This window comes from Pseudomonas reactans (assembly GCF_013387025.1).
In the GTDB taxonomy this organism is placed as follows: Bacteria; Pseudomonadota; Gammaproteobacteria; order Pseudomonadales; family Pseudomonadaceae; genus Aquipseudomonas; species Aquipseudomonas reactans.
Genome location: NZ_JACAQP010000005.1, coordinates 229,231 through 242,545, shown reverse-complemented (window position 1 = coordinate 242,545; position 13,315 = coordinate 229,231). Strand labels below are relative to the sequence as shown.

Genomic DNA, 13,315 nt, shown 5'->3' with positions numbered 1-13,315 from the left:
TTCCTCATTTGGCGTCTTTATTGACCGTATTAAGCAGGAATTTACCGATCAGGTCTTCAAGCACCAGCGACGACTGTGTGTCGTGGATTGTCGAGCCATCCTTGAGCAGGGCTGTTTCCCCGCCCACGCTGACACCGATGTATTTCTCGCCCAGCAGACCCGCAGTGAGGATAGATGCAGTGGAGTCGGTCGGCAGATTATCTACCTTCTTGTCCAGTTGCATGGTCACTCGCCCGGTGAAGCTGTCGCGATCCAGATCGATTGCCGTGACCTTGCCGATGGTCACACCGGCCATGGTCACTTTAGCTCTGACAGTCAAACCGGCGATATTGTCGAAGTACGCGTAAAGTTTATAAGTATCGGCGGTGGGGCTGGCCGACAGGCCACTGACTCGCAGGGCCAATAACAGTAAAGCCAGGATGCCAGCCAGCAAGAAAAGGCCGACACCGATTTCCACAGTGCGGTTTTGCATCAGAAATCTCCAAACATCAAGGCGGTCAAAATGAAGTCAAGGCCCAGTACCGCCAGCGAGGCGTACACAACGGTCTTGGTGGTGGCGCGACTGATCCCTTCTGAAGTGGGCTCACAGTCATAGCCTTGGAATACGGCGATCCAGGTCACTACAAAGGCGAAGACGATGCTCTTTATGATGCCGTTGAGCACGTCACCACTGAAGGTCACGCTGTTTTGCATGTTGGCCCAGTAGGAACCGTCGTAGACACCCAGCCAGTCCACCGCCACCCACGAACCGCCCCAGATACCCACCACGCTGAAGATCATCGCCAGCAGTGGCAGGGAAATGAAACCGGCCCACAGGCGCGGGGCAACAATGTACTTGAGCGGGTCCACGCCGATCATTTCCAGGCTGGACAGCTGTTCGGTGGACTTCATATTGCCGATTTCGGCGGTCAGCGCGGAACCCGCGCGCCCGGCGAACAGCAGCGCGGTCACCACTGGCCCCAGCTCACGCAGAAGCGTCAGGGCGACCATCTGCCCCACCGCCTGCTCCGAACCGTAACTGGAAAGAATATTGAAACCCTGCAACGCCAGCACCATGCCGATGAACACCCCGGAGACCACAATGATCACCAGGGACATCACGCCGACCGAATGCAGCTGCTTGATCAGCAGGCCAAAGCCGCCGCCAATGCCGCCGCGACCGAGCAGGGCGTGGAACAGGAAAATCGTCGAACGGCCGAGCACTTCGACAATGTCGATGCCCGAACGACCGAAAAGGCGAACCTTCTCGATGAGAGATGTCTTGCGCATCAGCGCTTCCCCAGAAGATCTGAGCGGTAATCCGCTGCCGGAAAATGAAAAGGCACCGGACCATCGGGATCGCCGGTCATGAATTGGCGAATGCGCGGGTTATCGGCGTTCATCAGCTCTTCAGGCGTGCCCTGACCCAGCACTTGGCCATCGCCAACAACATAGAGGTAATCGGCAATGCTCGCGGTTTCTGCAAGATCGTGGGAAACCACAATACTGGTGATGCCCAGCGCATCATTGAGCAAGCGGATCAAGCGCACCAGCACGCCCATGGCGATGGGGTCCTGGCCGACGAAGGGCTCGTCATACATGAGAATCTGCGGGTCGAGGGCAATGGCGCGCGCCAGGGCCACACGGCGCTTCATGCCGCCGGACAGTTCGTCAGGCATCAGGTCGATGGCACCACGAAGGCCTACGGCCTGCAGTTTCAGCAACACGATGTCACGAATCATTTCATCGGACAGCTGGGTATGCACCCGGAGCGGAAAGGCCACGTTCTCGAACACATCGAGGTCGGTGAACAGTGCACCGCTCTGGAACAGCACACCCATATGCTTGCGCGCATCGAACAGATCACTGCGCGACAGCGTCGGCAAGTTCTGGCCATTGACCCACACTTCGCCGGCGCTGGGACGCAATTGCATGCCCATCAGGCGCAACAGGGTGGTCTTGCCGCAACCGGAAGGCCCCATGATGCCCGTGACCTTGCCGCGCGGAATGCGGATATCGACGTTATTGAAGATGCTGCGCGTCCCGCGCTTGAAGGTCAGTCCCTTCAGCTCGACCGCGTAGGCGTTATCGGCACTCATCTAAACTCCTTGGGATGCAGCCTCTCACTCAGACACCACGCTTGTGACAAACGTTTGCAACCGTTGTGCAATAGTTGGCACGTGGGCTGGGCGGACCGAACTGGCGGCGAACTATATCACTGCTGGTACAAGGCGCCCAAGGCCGGAACAGCGCTTGTTCAGATTGGGGACAGGGAAAAGTCGTTACTCAGGATGAATCTCAGGTGCATTGCGAACAAACCCTGACGAACTAGCGTGAGGGAATTGATCATTACCGCTATAATCGCCGACTTTTCGTCAGGCTATACGATTTCAGACATGAGCCAATCCAGCGACCTTATTCAATCCGCACAACGCACCATCCGCCTCGAGCTTGAAGCCGTAGAAGGCTTGCTGGCGCATATCGACGCAGATTTCGTACGCGCCTGCGAGATGATTCTGGCCAGCAAGGGCCGCGTTGTCGTGGTCGGCATGGGCAAGTCGGGCCACGTCGGCAACAAAATCGCCGCCACCCTGGCCAGCACCGGGACCACGGCATTTTTCGTGCACCCGGCCGAAGCCAGCCACGGCGACATGGGCATGATCACCAGGGATGACATCATCCTGGCGCTGTCCAACTCCGGCACCACCAACGAAATCGTGACCCTGCTGCCGCTGATCAAGCGCCTGGGCATCCAGATGATCAGCCTCACCGGCAACCCGGATTCGACGCTGGCAAAGGCCGCCGAAGTGAACCTGAATGTTCACGTGGCCCACGAAGCCTGCCCGCTGAACCTGGCACCGACCTCCTCCACCACCGCCGCACTGGTCATGGGCGATGCCCTGGCCGTGGCGTTGCTGGAAGCCCGTGGATTTACCGCTGAAGACTTCGCGTTTTCCCATCCAGGTGGCGCCTTGGGCCGTCGCCTGCTGTTGAAAGTGGAAAACGTCATGCATTCCGGTGATGAGTTGCCCCACGTCCAGCGCGGCACCTTATTGAAGGACGCGCTGATGGAAATGACCCGCAAGGGCCTCGGCATGACCGTGATCCTGGAAGCCGACGGCCGCCTGGCCGGGGTCTTCACCGACGGCGACTTGCGTCGCACCCTGGACCGCACCATAGATATCCACACCGCGACCATCGATGCGGTGATGACCCCTCACGGCAAGACCGCCCGCCCCGAGATGCTGGCAGCCGAAGCCTTGAAAATCATGGAAGACCACAAGATCGGCGCGCTGGTGGTAGTCGATGCCAATGACCACCCGATCGGCGCCCTGAACATGCACGACTTGCTGCGTGCGGGAGTGATGTAAATGACCAGCGACCTGTTGCAACGCGGTAAAAACATCAAATTGGCGATTTTCGACGTGGATGGTGTGCTGACCGATGGCCGCCTGTACTTCCTCGAAGACGGCAGCGAATTCAAGACGTTCAACACCCTCGACGGCCAGGGCATCAAGATGTTGATGGCTTCGGGCGTGCAAACGGCGATTATCAGCGGCCGGAAAACGCCGGTTGTGGAACGTCGCGCACAAAACCTGGGGATTCCTCACCTGTATCAGGGCCGTGAGGATAAACTGGTGGTTCTGGACGAGCTTCTTGGCCAACTCAACCTAAGCTATGAGCAGGTCGCCTACCTGGGCGATGACCTGCCAGACCTGCCGGTGATCCGTCGAGTAGGCCTGGGCATGGCCGTCGCCAATGCGGCGGCGTTTGTTCGCGAGCACGCCCATGGCATCACCACCGCCCGTGGCGGTGAAGGTGCCGCCCGCGAGTTCTGCGAGCTGATCCTGCGTGCCCAGGGCAGCCTTGAAGCGGCCCACGCCGCCTACTTATAGAGCGTTTTATGCTGAGCAAAAAGATTCGCAACTTCCTGTTATTCGGGGCCATTGCCGCGCTGTTCCTGGCGGTAGGCTACTGGAATATCAGCCCGGAGCGCTTTCTCGACCAGCCTGCCGCGCAGGTTGACGAGGGTGCTATCGACTATTACGCCATCAATGCCAAGAGCGTGCAGTTCCTGCCCGATGGCAAGGTGCAGTACGAGATGACCTCGGACAAGGTCGAGCACGTGAAGGCCAGCGAAATCACGCTGCTGACCAACCCGGACATGAACATTTACCGCGGCACCGAGTTCCCGTGGCACGTCACCAGCAAGCGTGGCGAGGTCAACCCGGACGGTACCGAGGTGGAACTGATCGACTCGGTGCGCGTTGCGCGCACCGACGATAAAAATCGTGAGACCGTGATTACCAGCAGTCGCATGACCGTATTCCCGCAGAAGCAATATGCGCAGACCGAGCAAGACGTTAGAATCGACGGCGCTGGCGGTGTATCGACTGGCAAGGGAATGAAAGCGTATTTGAAAGAAAGCAGGATACACCTGCTATCGAACGTAAGAGGACAGTATGAGGCTCGTTAAAACTCTCCCTATTTTGCTCAGTCTGGGCGCAGCACTGGGAAGCGTGAGCGCCTGGGCTCTGCCGAACGATAGCCAGCAGCCGATCCACATTTCAGCTGACGATGCGCAACTGGATGACAAGCAAGGCGTTGCCACCTACACCGGCGGCGTGATCATTACCCAGGGCTCGATGAAAATCACCGGTAATACCGTCACGCTTACGCGCACCAAGACCGGCGATATCGATGTCGTGACCTCGGTAGGCAACCTGGCTTACTTCGAACAGAAGCAGTCGCCTACCGACACCGGCCCGATGAAAGGCTACGGCAAGACCATCCAGTATCACGCCCAGCAGAACCGCATCGTACTGATCGACCAGGCCAAGGTGCTCAGCCCCGATGGCAACTCCACGGAAGGTGAGAAAATCACCTATGACACCGTGAAACAGATCGCTAACGCCGGTCGTGCCAATGGCAACAAGGTCACCGCGCCCCGCCCACGCATCGACATGGTTATCCAGCCGAAGAAGAAGGCCGAGTAATGGCAACCCTGAAAGCCCAGCATCTGGCCAAGGCCTACAAAAGCCGTCAGGTCGTGCGCGACGTCAGCCTGTCGATCGACAGCGGCCAGATCGTCGGCTTGCTCGGCCCGAATGGCGCCGGCAAGACCACCTGCTTCTACATGATTGTCGGCCTGGTCCAGGCGGATCAGGGTCGCGTCCTGATCGACGACTTGGACGTGAGCCACCAGCCAATGCACGGTCGTGCGCGCGCCGGTATCGGCTATCTCCCGCAGGAGGCGTCGATCTTCCGCAAACTGTCGGTCGCCGATAACATCATGGCGATCCTCGAGACCCGCAAGGAACTCGACCGTGATGGCCGTCGCAAGGAGCTGGAAAGCCTGTTGCAGGAATTCCACATCAACCACATCCGCGACAACCTCGGCATGAGCCTGTCCGGTGGTGAGCGTCGTCGCGTTGAAATCGCCCGCGCGCTAGCCACTGCGCCCAAGTTCATCCTGTTGGACGAACCGTTTGCCGGCGTTGACCCGATCTCGGTCGGCGACATCAAGCAGATCATCCATCACCTCAAGGCCAAGGGCATTGGCGTGCTGATCACTGACCACAACGTCCGTGAAACCCTCGATATCTGCGAAACCGCGTATATCGTCAACGATGGCCAACTGATCGCCGAAGGCGATTCCGCCACCATCCTGGCCAACGAACTGGTCAAGGAAGTGTACCTGGGTCACGAGTTCCGCCTGTAAACACCGTGGTGTCACGGCCGTTTGCCGAGGTGCGCGGGAGTCAATGAAAACCTCCGGATTTTTATTGTTACCGCGCTCTAGGCAAAGCACCCGACATCAGGCATATAATTTGCTTATGTTTGGCGCTCACGCGCCCTGTCGTGGATGGCGCATTGCGCCGGCGAATAAGGTGTTAAGCCCCTGCCATGAAACCATCGCTAGTCCTGAGAATGGGCCAGCAGCTGACGATGACACCGCAGCTGCAACAGGCCATCCGCCTGCTCCAATTGTCGACCCTGGACCTGCAACAGGAAATCCAGGAGGCCCTGGAGTCCAATCCGATGCTCGAACGCCAGGAAGAAGGCGACGACTTCGATAACGCAGACCCGCTGGCCGATAACATCGAGCAAAAACCCAATTCCGACGTGCAGGAACCCTCCTATCAGGAAACCGCCCCTACGGTGGATAACCTTGAGGAAGGCGAATGGAATGAACGCATCCCCAACGAACTTCCCGTCGACACGGCCTGGGAAGACGTCTACCAGACCAGCGCCAGCAGCCTGCCCAGCAATGACGATGACGAGTGGGACTTCACCACCCGCACCTCCGCCGGTGAAAGCCTGCAGAGCCACCTGCTGTGGCAACTGAACCTGGCGCCGATGTCGGACACCGATCGCCTGATCGCCGTGACCCTGATCGACTGCATCAACAACCAGGGTTATCTAGACGAGACGCTCGAAGAGATTCTTGAGGCCTTCGACCCGGAACTGGATATCGAGCTGGACGAGATCGAAGCCGTCCTGCACCGCATCCAGCAATTCGAGCCTGCCGGGATCGGCGCGCGAACCCTGAGCGAATGCCTGCTGCTGCAATTGCGCCAACTGCCGGCCAAAACCCCCTGGCTCGCAGAGGCCCAGCGCCTGGTCACCGATTACATCGACCTACTGGGCAGTCGCGACTACAGCCAGTTGATGCGCCGTATGAAGCTCAAGGAAGACGACCTACGCCAGGTCATCGAGCTGGTACAGAGCCTCAACCCGCGCCCGGGTTCGCAAATCGAGTCCAGCGAAGCCGAATACGTGGTGCCTGACGTGATCGTGCGCAAGGACAACGAGCGCTGGCTGGTTGAACTGAACCAGGAATCGGTGCCACGCCTGCGCGTCAACCCGCAATATGCCGGTTTCGTACGCCGCGCCGATACCAGTGCCGATAACACCTTCATGCGCAACCAGTTGCAAGAAGCCCGCTGGTTCATCAAGAGCCTGCAAAGCCGCAACGAAACCCTGATGAAAGTGGCCACCCAGATTGTCGAGCACCAGCGCGGCTTCCTGGAATACGGCGACGAAGCGATGAAACCGCTGGTACTGCATGACATCGCCGAAGCAGTCGGCATGCACGAGTCGACGATTTCCCGGGTCACCACGCAGAAATTCATGCATACCCCACGGGGTATTTATGAACTGAAATACTTTTTCTCCAGCCACGTCAGCACCTCCGAAGGCGGTGAATGCTCGTCCACGGCGATCCGCGCGATCATCAAAAAACTGGTTGCCGCGGAAAATCAGAAAAAGCCATTGAGTGACAGTAAGATCGCTGGTTTACTGGAGGCACAAGGCATTCAGGTCGCCCGTCGAACCGTCGCCAAGTACCGCGAGTCCCTCGGGATCGCGCCTTCCAGCGAGCGTAAGCGTTTGATGTGACGGGCGGGCCACAGCGTTCCAGTGGCAGGCGCTTTTGCCTGCCGCTTTATGCACTGGCAACGAAGGAGAAGCTGTATGCAAGTCAACATCAGTGGACACCAGCTGGAAGTCACCAAACCCCTGCGCGAATACACCGAAAGCAAGCTGAACAAGCTGGCAGGGCATTTTGACAAGATCACCAACGTGCAGGTCATCATGGAGGTCGATAAGCTCAAGCAGAAAATCGAGGCCACCCTGCACGTACCGAATGCAAAGCTCGTCGCCAATGCGGAGCATGAAGACATGTACGCGGCGATCGACTCGCTCTACGACAAGCTGGACCGCCAACTCATAAAGCATAAGGAAAAGAATCTGCACCTGATGCAAGGTACAGGTCGTTAAATCTCCCCCCATGATCCGACTTGAAACCATCCTGACCCCCGGCCGTTCCCTCGTGAACGTGCCGGGCGGCAGCAAAAAGAAAGCCCTCGAACAAATTGCCAACCTGATCGCGCGCGAAGTGCCGGATCTGGAGATGCAAGATGTCTTCGATGCGCTGATTGCCCGTGAAAAACTCGGTTCCACCGGTTTTGGCAACGGCATCGCCATTCCTCACTGCCGTCTCAAGGGCTGCGAAACCCCCGTCAGCGCCCTGCTGCACCTGGAAGCTCCCATCGATTTCGATGCGATCGACGGCGCCCCGGTTGACCTGCTGTTCGTGCTGCTGGTCCCGCAAGCCGCCACCGATGCGCACCTGGAACTGCTCCGGCAGATCGCCAGCATGCTCGACCGCAAGGAAGTACGCGACAAACTGCGCAGTGCCAGCAGCAATGAGGCGCTGTACCAGGTTGTCCTGGATGAACAGAACGGGCAGTAATCATGCGTTTGATCATCGTCAGCGGCCGCTCCGGCTCGGGTAAAAGCACCGCCCTCAACGTACTTGAGGATAACGGTTTCTATTGCATCGACAACCTGCCCGCCGGCCTGCTGCCGGAATTGGCGGAACGCGCGTTGATTCACACCGAACTGGCGCAACCGCTGGTCGCCGTCTCGATTGACGCCCGCAACCTGCCCAGCCACCTTGAGCGTTTCCCGCAATTACTCGAGGAAGTGCGGGCCAAGCACATTCATTGCGACGTGCTTTACTTGGATGCCGACGAAGAGACGCTGCTCAAGCGATTTTCGGAAACCCGCCGGCGTCACCCCCTCAGCAGCCCTCATCGCTCCCTGGCGGAAGCCATCGAAGACGAAACCAAGCTGCTGGGGCCGATCATTGACCTCGCCGACCTCAAGATCAACACCACCAGCCTCAACCTGTACCAGTTGCGCGATGCCATCAAGCTGCGCCTTCTGAACCAGCCGGAGCCGGGTACGGCGTTTCTGGTGGAGTCGTTTGGGTTCAAGCGCGGCATGCCGGTGGACGCCGACCTGGTGTTCGACGTGCGTTGCCTGCCCAATCCTTACTGGAAGCCGGAACTGCGCGAACAGTCCGGTCTGGATCAGCCCGTGGCCGATTACCTGGCCGCACAACCGGACGTGGAAGAGATGTTCCATGACATCTCCAGTTACCTGCTCAAATGGCTGCCGCGTTTTGCCGCAAGCAACCGCGCCTATGTCACCATTGCCATCGGCTGCACCGGCGGGCACCACCGCTCCGTCTACCTGACCGAGCGCCTGGGCCAGGTCCTGCAAAAAACCCTCAAGAACGTCCAGGTCCGCCACCGCGACCTTAGCTGAAAGGAACACCTTCGCGATGCCCGCTCTGGAAATTGAAATCATCAACAAACTGGGTCTGCATGCCCGCGCTTCGGCTAAATTCGTGGGCGTAGCCGGGCAGTTTCCCTGCCAGATCCGCGCGGGTCGCACGCCGGAATCCATGGTCGACGGCAAAAGCATCATGGCCATGATGATGTTGGCAGCGGGCAAGGGCACCAAGATTCACTTGAAGACGGAAGGCGAGCAGGAAGACGAAGCGATGGCCGCACTGGTGGCGCTGATCAACAACTTCTTCGACGAAGGCGAATAACCCCCTGTAGGAGCCCGGCTTGCCGGCGATGGCGTCCTTCCATCCCGCGCAAGACTCGCGACCGATCGCCGGCAAGCCGGCTCCTACAAGGGAGCGATTTACCCCAAGGCGGTGTCCATCACCATCATCAAGCAGAATCCGATGCACAACCCCAAACTGGCGAGCTTTTCGTGACCATTGCGCCGCGATTCGGGAATGACCTCGTGGGTCACCACCAGTAGCATCGCACCAGCGGCCAGGGCCAGCCCCAACGGCAATAGCACCTCGGCCAGGCTCACCAACCAAGCGCAGAGCACGGCAAATACCGGCTCGACCAGGCCTGACGCCGCGCCGATCAGGAACGCCTTGACCCGCGACATCCCTGCCCCGGCCAACACCAACGCAATCACCAGCCCTTCGGGCACATCCTGCAAGGCAATGCCCATGGCCAGGCTGTCGGCATCCGGCATGCCACCGCCCGCCGAGACGCCGACCGCCATACCTTCCGGGATGTTGTGGGCGATGATGGCAAACACGAACAGCCAGATACGCGGTGGAATCACCGGCTTTTCCGGCGTGCCCACCAGCATTTCCGGGCTGGCGCCGGAGACCTTGCGGTCCACCAGATACAGCCCGAAAGCACCCAACATGATGCCAAAACTGATCAAACCACTGGCACCCCAGGGCGAAAGGCCCAGGCCTTCAGCCGCGGCAATGCCCGGCACGATCAGCGAAAACGCTGTCGCCGCCAGCATGACTCCAGCCCCAAACCCCAGCAGCGTATCGCTCAACGCCACCGGCATCCGTCGAATGACCAGCACCGGCACCGCACCGAGCGCCGTACCGAGAGCGCAGATAGATCCACCCTGGAGCGCACGCAGAATCCGTGGCTCCAGGTTCAGCCAGGCCAGCCCGTGGGCCACCAGCAATGCAGTACCTGCCAACAGCAACAACGAGCCAAACGCATAACGAAACATTCGCCCGCTGCTGATCGCCAGTGTTTCAGTGCCCATAGTTGGCCTTAGATCTTGTTATGAAGGTGAATGTCAGGCCACGGCGGCCTGATAGCGTGCAGCGACTTCCGGCCAGTTGATGACACTGTAGAAGGCATTGATGTATTCCGGACGGCGGTTCTGGTAAAGCAGGTAGTAGGCGTGCTCCCACACGTCCAGGCCGAGGATCGGCGTGTTGCCACCCATCAGCGGGCTGTCCTGGTTACCGCTGCTTTCCACCACCAGCGTCTTTTGCGGGGTGACGCTAAGCCAGGCCCAGCCGCTGCCGAAACGGGTCAGTGCAGCTTTGGTAAACGCCTCTTTGAAGCTATCAAAACCGCCCAATTGCTCCTCGATGGCTTTACCCAGTGCGCCTTCGGGCTTGCCACCGCCTTTGGGCGACATCACCGCCCAGAACAGCGAGTGGTTGGCATGTCCACCGCCCTGATTGATCACCGCTGCACGCAGTTTTTCCGGCAGTTGCTGCACGCTGGAAACCAGCTTCTCGACCGGCCAGCCGGCGAACTCGGTGCCCTCGACGGCAGCGTTGAGGTTGTTAATGTAGGTTTGGTGGTGCTTGGTGTAGTGGATTTCCATGGTTTGCGCATCGATATGCGGTTCCAGGGCGTCATAGGCGTAAGGCAAAGCAGGCAGGGTATAAGTCATATCAATGTGCTCCGTAATGAGGAGTGGCGGGTTGCGCCGCAGCGCCACCCAACAGGCGATGAGTGCGCGGGTACTCGCCGTGATCGCTGATGAAATTCAATAGCTCGACGTAGGTCTTGCTGCTCTGACGCAACGCCGCTTCGCGCAATTGCGGGCTCAGACGCGAGTCCTGCATGGTCTGCAACAAGCGCTGATGGATAGCGCACAGGTACTCCGCGCTCTCCTCGGGCTGGTTCAGGCGCAGGTGCAGGTCCGCCAGGTTGTGGTGGGAAATGACGCAAGCCGCCACTGCTTCGTCGGCATCCGCCCAGCGTTCGAACAACACTTGGGCCAGGGCCAGGGCTTGCAAATAGGCCTCGCGAGCGTCAACCAACTCGCCCGCCATAAAGCAGCGATTGGCCCGTTCGATCGTGCGTTTCCAGTGCTCCATGGTGAGCCTCCAAAGCAGGGACGATGATTACACGCCGCCGGCCGTGAGCTTTTCCGGATCCAGCAGGATCTCCAGTTGGCTACGTGGCAAGTCGGTGTGCTCAAGGGCGACATCAATCACCGGACGGCCTTGCTGATAGGCCTTCTTGGCGATTTCAGCAGCCTTTTGGTAACCGATGATCGGGTTGAGTGCGGTCACCAGGATGGGGTTGCGCGACAACGCTTCCTTGAGCTTGGCTTCGTTGACCTTGAAACTGGCGATGGCCTTGTCCGCCAGCAAACGGCTGGAATTGGCCAGCAATTCGAGACTGCTGAGCAGGTTCTGCGCAATGATCGGCAGCATCACATTCAACTCGAAATTGCCCGACTGACCGGCCACGGTGATCACTGTGTCATTGCCGATGACCTGAGCGGCAACCATCGCAGTTGCTTCGGGGATCACCGGATTGACCTTGCCAGGCATGATCGACGAGCCAGGCTGCAGGCCTTCCAGTTCGATTTCACCCAGGCCGGCGAGCGGACCAGAGTTCATCCAGCGCAGGTCGTTGGCGATTTTCATCAGCGACACGGCAGTGGCTTTCAATTGGCCGGAGACTGCGACGGCGGTGTCTTGGGAGCCAATCAGGGCGAACAGGTTCTTGCCGGGCGTGAATTTAACGCCGGTCAGGCTGCTCAGTTGCTGGCTGAAACGTGCCGCGAATTCAGGGTGTGCGTTGATGCCGGTGCCTACCGCAGTACCGCCCTGGGCCAACGCCTGCAAACTCGGCAGAAGGTCCTGCAAATGCCCGATATTGGCCTTGAGCTGCTGCGCCCAACCATTGAGCACCTGACTCATGCGCACCGGCATGGCGTCCATCAGGTGCGTGCGGCCGGTTTTGATGAACGGGTGAACCTCTTCGGCCTTCTGCTCAATCACCTGCACCAGGTGCAGCAGGGCCGGCAGTGTTTGCTCGTGCAGGACCAGCGCGGCACTGACGTGGATCGTGGTCGGGATGATGTCGTTGCTGCTTTGGCCGCAGTTCACGTGGTCGTTGGGGTTGACCGACTCGCCGAGCAAGCGGGTGGCCAGGTTGGCAATCACTTCGTTGGCGTTCATGTTGGAGCTGGTGCCGGAGCCAGTCTGGAAGATATCCACCGGGAAGTGCCGCATGAACTCGCCTTCCAGCAAGCCTTGGGCGGCGTCGACGATGGCTTTGCCCTGCCCTTCACTGATTTGCTTGAGGTCGACGTTGACCTTGGCGGCGGCGGCCTTGGCCAGGATCAGGGCGCGGATGAATTGCGCCGGCATGCGTTGGTGACTGATCGGGAAGTTGTTCACCGCGCGCTGGGTTTGCGCACCGTACAAGGCCTCGGCCGGCACTTGCAGTTCGCCCATGCTGTCGCGTTCGATACGGGTGTTACTCATCGTTAGATCCTTGCACCAGGTCGGAGTGAGAAATAGACGGCAGCAATTCGCAGGTCGCCAATCGCCACGCAAAGGACTGCCAGCGCTTGAGGCGGCAGGCGCAGTGAGAGAGTTTTTCCAGGTCGCGCAGCGGGCGCCAGGCTTGATCCAGGCACATGGAGCGCCAATGCCAAGGCAGCGCGATGTCGCTGGCGGTATCGAGCAGCAGGCGGAATGAGGTTTCTGCGATCGTCCACGGATGGGTCGCGGTGCAGCACGCCAGGTATCGCCCCTCATTGAGGTAGTGTTCGATCAGGCGCGGCTCGTTGGGGTCAAGGCCGCAGCGAATCTGGCGACTCATCCAGCGCCAGCTCTCCAGGTAAGGATCCTCATGCAGGACAGAACTCATGATCCACGCTCATTCGGTAATGATATTTATTATTAAATGATATTGAGAATCAAAACAATAGCTGCAAATTG

Annotated in this window: 18 protein-coding genes; 10 read left to right on the top strand and 8 right to left on the bottom strand. The window is 59.2% G+C overall.

From position 1 onward, the window contains the following. Positions 1-4 precede the first annotated feature (4 nt). From mlaD to HX793_RS05490, 3 genes are read right to left on the bottom strand one after another with little or no spacing between them, the layout of a single operon-like run. The gene (gene mlaD / locus HX793_RS05500) at positions 5-472 is read right to left on the bottom strand and encodes an outer membrane lipid asymmetry maintenance protein MlaD (protein WP_003171814.1); all 468 of its coding nucleotides are present in this window, start codon (positions 470-472) and stop codon (positions 5-7) included. Beyond that, positions 472-1,269, bottom strand: a complete 798-nt coding sequence (gene mlaE, locus HX793_RS05495) for a lipid asymmetry maintenance ABC transporter permease subunit MlaE (protein WP_010213107.1) — start codon at positions 1,267-1,269, stop codon at positions 472-474. The genes mlaD and mlaE overlap by 1 nt, the downstream gene beginning before the upstream one ends. After that, positions 1,269-2,078: an ATP-binding cassette domain-containing protein gene (locus HX793_RS05490; protein WP_003171811.1), complete on the bottom strand. Its 810-nt coding sequence runs from the start codon at positions 2,076-2,078 to the stop codon at positions 1,269-1,271. The genes mlaE and HX793_RS05490 overlap by 1 nt, the downstream gene beginning before the upstream one ends. 297 nt (positions 2,079-2,375) lie before the next feature. On the opposite strand from HX793_RS05490, the gene HX793_RS05485 reads away from it, so the two are divergent. The 10 genes from HX793_RS05485 (at position 2,376) to HX793_RS05440 (ending at position 9,385) form a co-directional block, all read left to right on the top strand. Further along, on the top strand, positions 2,376-3,350 hold the full coding sequence (locus HX793_RS05485) for a KpsF/GutQ family sugar-phosphate isomerase (RefSeq protein ID WP_177094951.1): 975 nt from the start codon (positions 2,376-2,378) through the stop codon (positions 3,348-3,350). Beyond that, positions 3,351-3,875 (top strand): KdsC family phosphatase, encoded by a 525-nt coding sequence (locus HX793_RS05480; protein ID WP_010213109.1) that lies wholly within the window; start codon positions 3,351-3,353, stop codon positions 3,873-3,875. Positions 3,876-3,883: 8 nt separating this feature from the next. After that, positions 3,884-4,456, top strand: coding sequence for an LPS export ABC transporter periplasmic protein LptC (gene lptC, locus HX793_RS05475; RefSeq protein ID WP_177094953.1), 573 nt, complete (start codon positions 3,884-3,886; stop codon positions 4,454-4,456). Further along, a complete protein-coding gene (gene lptA, locus HX793_RS05470) occupies positions 4,443-4,976 on the top strand; it encodes a lipopolysaccharide transport periplasmic protein LptA (protein WP_016976205.1) in 534 nt (177 codons plus the stop codon). Before lptC ends, lptA begins: the two co-directional genes overlap by 14 nt. Beyond that, positions 4,976-5,701: an LPS export ABC transporter ATP-binding protein gene (gene lptB / locus HX793_RS05465; protein WP_003171806.1), complete on the top strand. Its 726-nt coding sequence runs from the start codon at positions 4,976-4,978 to the stop codon at positions 5,699-5,701. The genes lptA and lptB overlap by 1 nt, the downstream gene beginning before the upstream one ends. Positions 5,702-5,886: 185 nt before the next feature. Then, positions 5,887-7,380 (top strand): RNA polymerase factor sigma-54, encoded by a 1,494-nt coding sequence (locus HX793_RS05460; RefSeq protein ID WP_016974289.1) that lies wholly within the window; start codon positions 5,887-5,889, stop codon positions 7,378-7,380. Positions 7,381-7,455: 75 nt separating this feature from the next. Continuing rightward, positions 7,456-7,761, top strand: a complete 306-nt coding sequence (hpf, locus tag HX793_RS05455) for a ribosome hibernation-promoting factor, HPF/YfiA family (protein ID WP_003171804.1) — start codon at positions 7,456-7,458, stop codon at positions 7,759-7,761. 10 nt (positions 7,762-7,771) lie between these two features. After that, positions 7,772-8,236: a PTS IIA-like nitrogen regulatory protein PtsN gene (gene ptsN, locus HX793_RS05450; protein WP_061435337.1), complete on the top strand. Its 465-nt coding sequence runs from the start codon at positions 7,772-7,774 to the stop codon at positions 8,234-8,236. A gap of 2 nt (positions 8,237-8,238) precedes the next feature. After that, a complete protein-coding gene (gene rapZ / locus HX793_RS05445) occupies positions 8,239-9,096 on the top strand; it encodes an RNase adapter RapZ (RefSeq protein ID WP_016976207.1) in 858 nt (285 codons plus the stop codon). 16 nt (positions 9,097-9,112) lie between these two features. After that, complete coding sequence (locus HX793_RS05440) at positions 9,113-9,385, top strand: HPr family phosphocarrier protein (RefSeq protein WP_016974292.1); 273 nt, start codon at positions 9,113-9,115, stop codon at positions 9,383-9,385. 98 nt (positions 9,386-9,483) lie between these two features. Here the strand turns inward: HX793_RS05440 and HX793_RS05435 are convergent, their stop codons facing one another. From HX793_RS05435 to HX793_RS05415, 5 genes are read right to left on the bottom strand one after another with little or no spacing between them, the layout of a single operon-like run. Continuing rightward, on the bottom strand, positions 9,484-10,377 hold the full coding sequence (locus HX793_RS05435) for a ZIP family metal transporter (RefSeq protein ID WP_016976208.1): 894 nt from the start codon (positions 10,375-10,377) through the stop codon (positions 9,484-9,486). Positions 10,378-10,410: 33 nt separating this feature from the next. Continuing rightward, complete coding sequence (locus HX793_RS05430) at positions 10,411-11,022, bottom strand: superoxide dismutase (RefSeq protein ID WP_016976209.1); 612 nt, start codon at positions 11,020-11,022, stop codon at positions 10,411-10,413. Between the two features lies 1 nt (position 11,023). Next, complete coding sequence (locus HX793_RS05425; protein ID WP_016976210.1) at positions 11,024-11,452, bottom strand: DUF2753 family protein; 429 nt, start codon at positions 11,450-11,452, stop codon at positions 11,024-11,026. Positions 11,453-11,479: 27 nt separating this feature from the next. Next, positions 11,480-12,856: a class II fumarate hydratase gene (locus tag HX793_RS05420; RefSeq protein WP_177094955.1), complete on the bottom strand. Its 1,377-nt coding sequence runs from the start codon at positions 12,854-12,856 to the stop codon at positions 11,480-11,482. Next, positions 12,849-13,244 carry a FagA protein gene (locus HX793_RS05415; protein ID WP_095014717.1) on the bottom strand — a complete coding sequence of 132 codons (396 nt, stop codon included), beginning with the start codon at positions 13,242-13,244 and terminating at the stop codon, positions 12,849-12,851. The genes HX793_RS05420 and HX793_RS05415 overlap by 8 nt, the downstream gene beginning before the upstream one ends. Between the last annotated feature and the right edge of the window lie 71 nt (positions 13,245-13,315).

What these genes read in the sequence shown, in the direction of transcription:
- HX793_RS05420 (WP_177094955.1), bottom strand. Translation starts at nt 12,856, where the DNA reads ATGAGTAACACCCGTATCGAACGCGACAGCATGGGCGAACTGCAAGTG.
- mlaE (WP_010213107.1), bottom strand. Translation starts at nt 1,269, where the DNA reads ATGCGCAAGACATCTCTCATCGAGAAGGTTCGCCTTTTCGGTCGTTCG.
- rapZ (WP_016976207.1), top strand. Translation starts at nt 8,239, where the DNA reads ATGCGTTTGATCATCGTCAGCGGCCGCTCCGGCTCGGGTAAAAGCACC.
- lptC (WP_177094953.1), top strand. Translation starts at nt 3,884, where the DNA reads ATGCTGAGCAAAAAGATTCGCAACTTCCTGTTATTCGGGGCCATTGCC.
- HX793_RS05480 (WP_010213109.1), top strand. Translation starts at nt 3,351, where the DNA reads ATGACCAGCGACCTGTTGCAACGCGGTAAAAACATCAAATTGGCGATT.
- HX793_RS05490 (WP_003171811.1), bottom strand. Translation starts at nt 2,078, where the DNA reads ATGAGTGCCGATAACGCCTACGCGGTCGAGCTGAAGGGACTGACCTTC.
- lptA (WP_016976205.1), top strand. Translation starts at nt 4,443, where the DNA reads ATGAGGCTCGTTAAAACTCTCCCTATTTTGCTCAGTCTGGGCGCAGCA.
- HX793_RS05440 (WP_016974292.1), top strand. Translation starts at nt 9,113, where the DNA reads ATGCCCGCTCTGGAAATTGAAATCATCAACAAACTGGGTCTGCATGCC.
- ptsN (WP_061435337.1), top strand. Translation starts at nt 7,772, where the DNA reads ATGATCCGACTTGAAACCATCCTGACCCCCGGCCGTTCCCTCGTGAAC.
- HX793_RS05415 (WP_095014717.1), bottom strand. Translation starts at nt 13,244, where the DNA reads ATGAGTTCTGTCCTGCATGAGGATCCTTACCTGGAGAGCTGGCGCTGG.
- HX793_RS05460 (WP_016974289.1), top strand. Translation starts at nt 5,887, where the DNA reads ATGAAACCATCGCTAGTCCTGAGAATGGGCCAGCAGCTGACGATGACA.
- mlaD (WP_003171814.1), bottom strand. Translation starts at nt 472, where the DNA reads ATGCAAAACCGCACTGTGGAAATCGGTGTCGGCCTTTTCTTGCTGGCT.
- HX793_RS05425 (WP_016976210.1), bottom strand. Translation starts at nt 11,452, where the DNA reads ATGGAGCACTGGAAACGCACGATCGAACGGGCCAATCGCTGCTTTATG.
- HX793_RS05435 (WP_016976208.1), bottom strand. Translation starts at nt 10,377, where the DNA reads ATGGGCACTGAAACACTGGCGATCAGCAGCGGGCGAATGTTTCGTTAT.
- HX793_RS05430 (WP_016976209.1), bottom strand. Translation starts at nt 11,022, where the DNA reads ATGACTTATACCCTGCCTGCTTTGCCTTACGCCTATGACGCCCTGGAA.
- hpf (WP_003171804.1), top strand. Translation starts at nt 7,456, where the DNA reads ATGCAAGTCAACATCAGTGGACACCAGCTGGAAGTCACCAAACCCCTG.
- HX793_RS05485 (WP_177094951.1), top strand. Translation starts at nt 2,376, where the DNA reads ATGAGCCAATCCAGCGACCTTATTCAATCCGCACAACGCACCATCCGC.
- lptB (WP_003171806.1), top strand. Translation starts at nt 4,976, where the DNA reads ATGGCAACCCTGAAAGCCCAGCATCTGGCCAAGGCCTACAAAAGCCGT.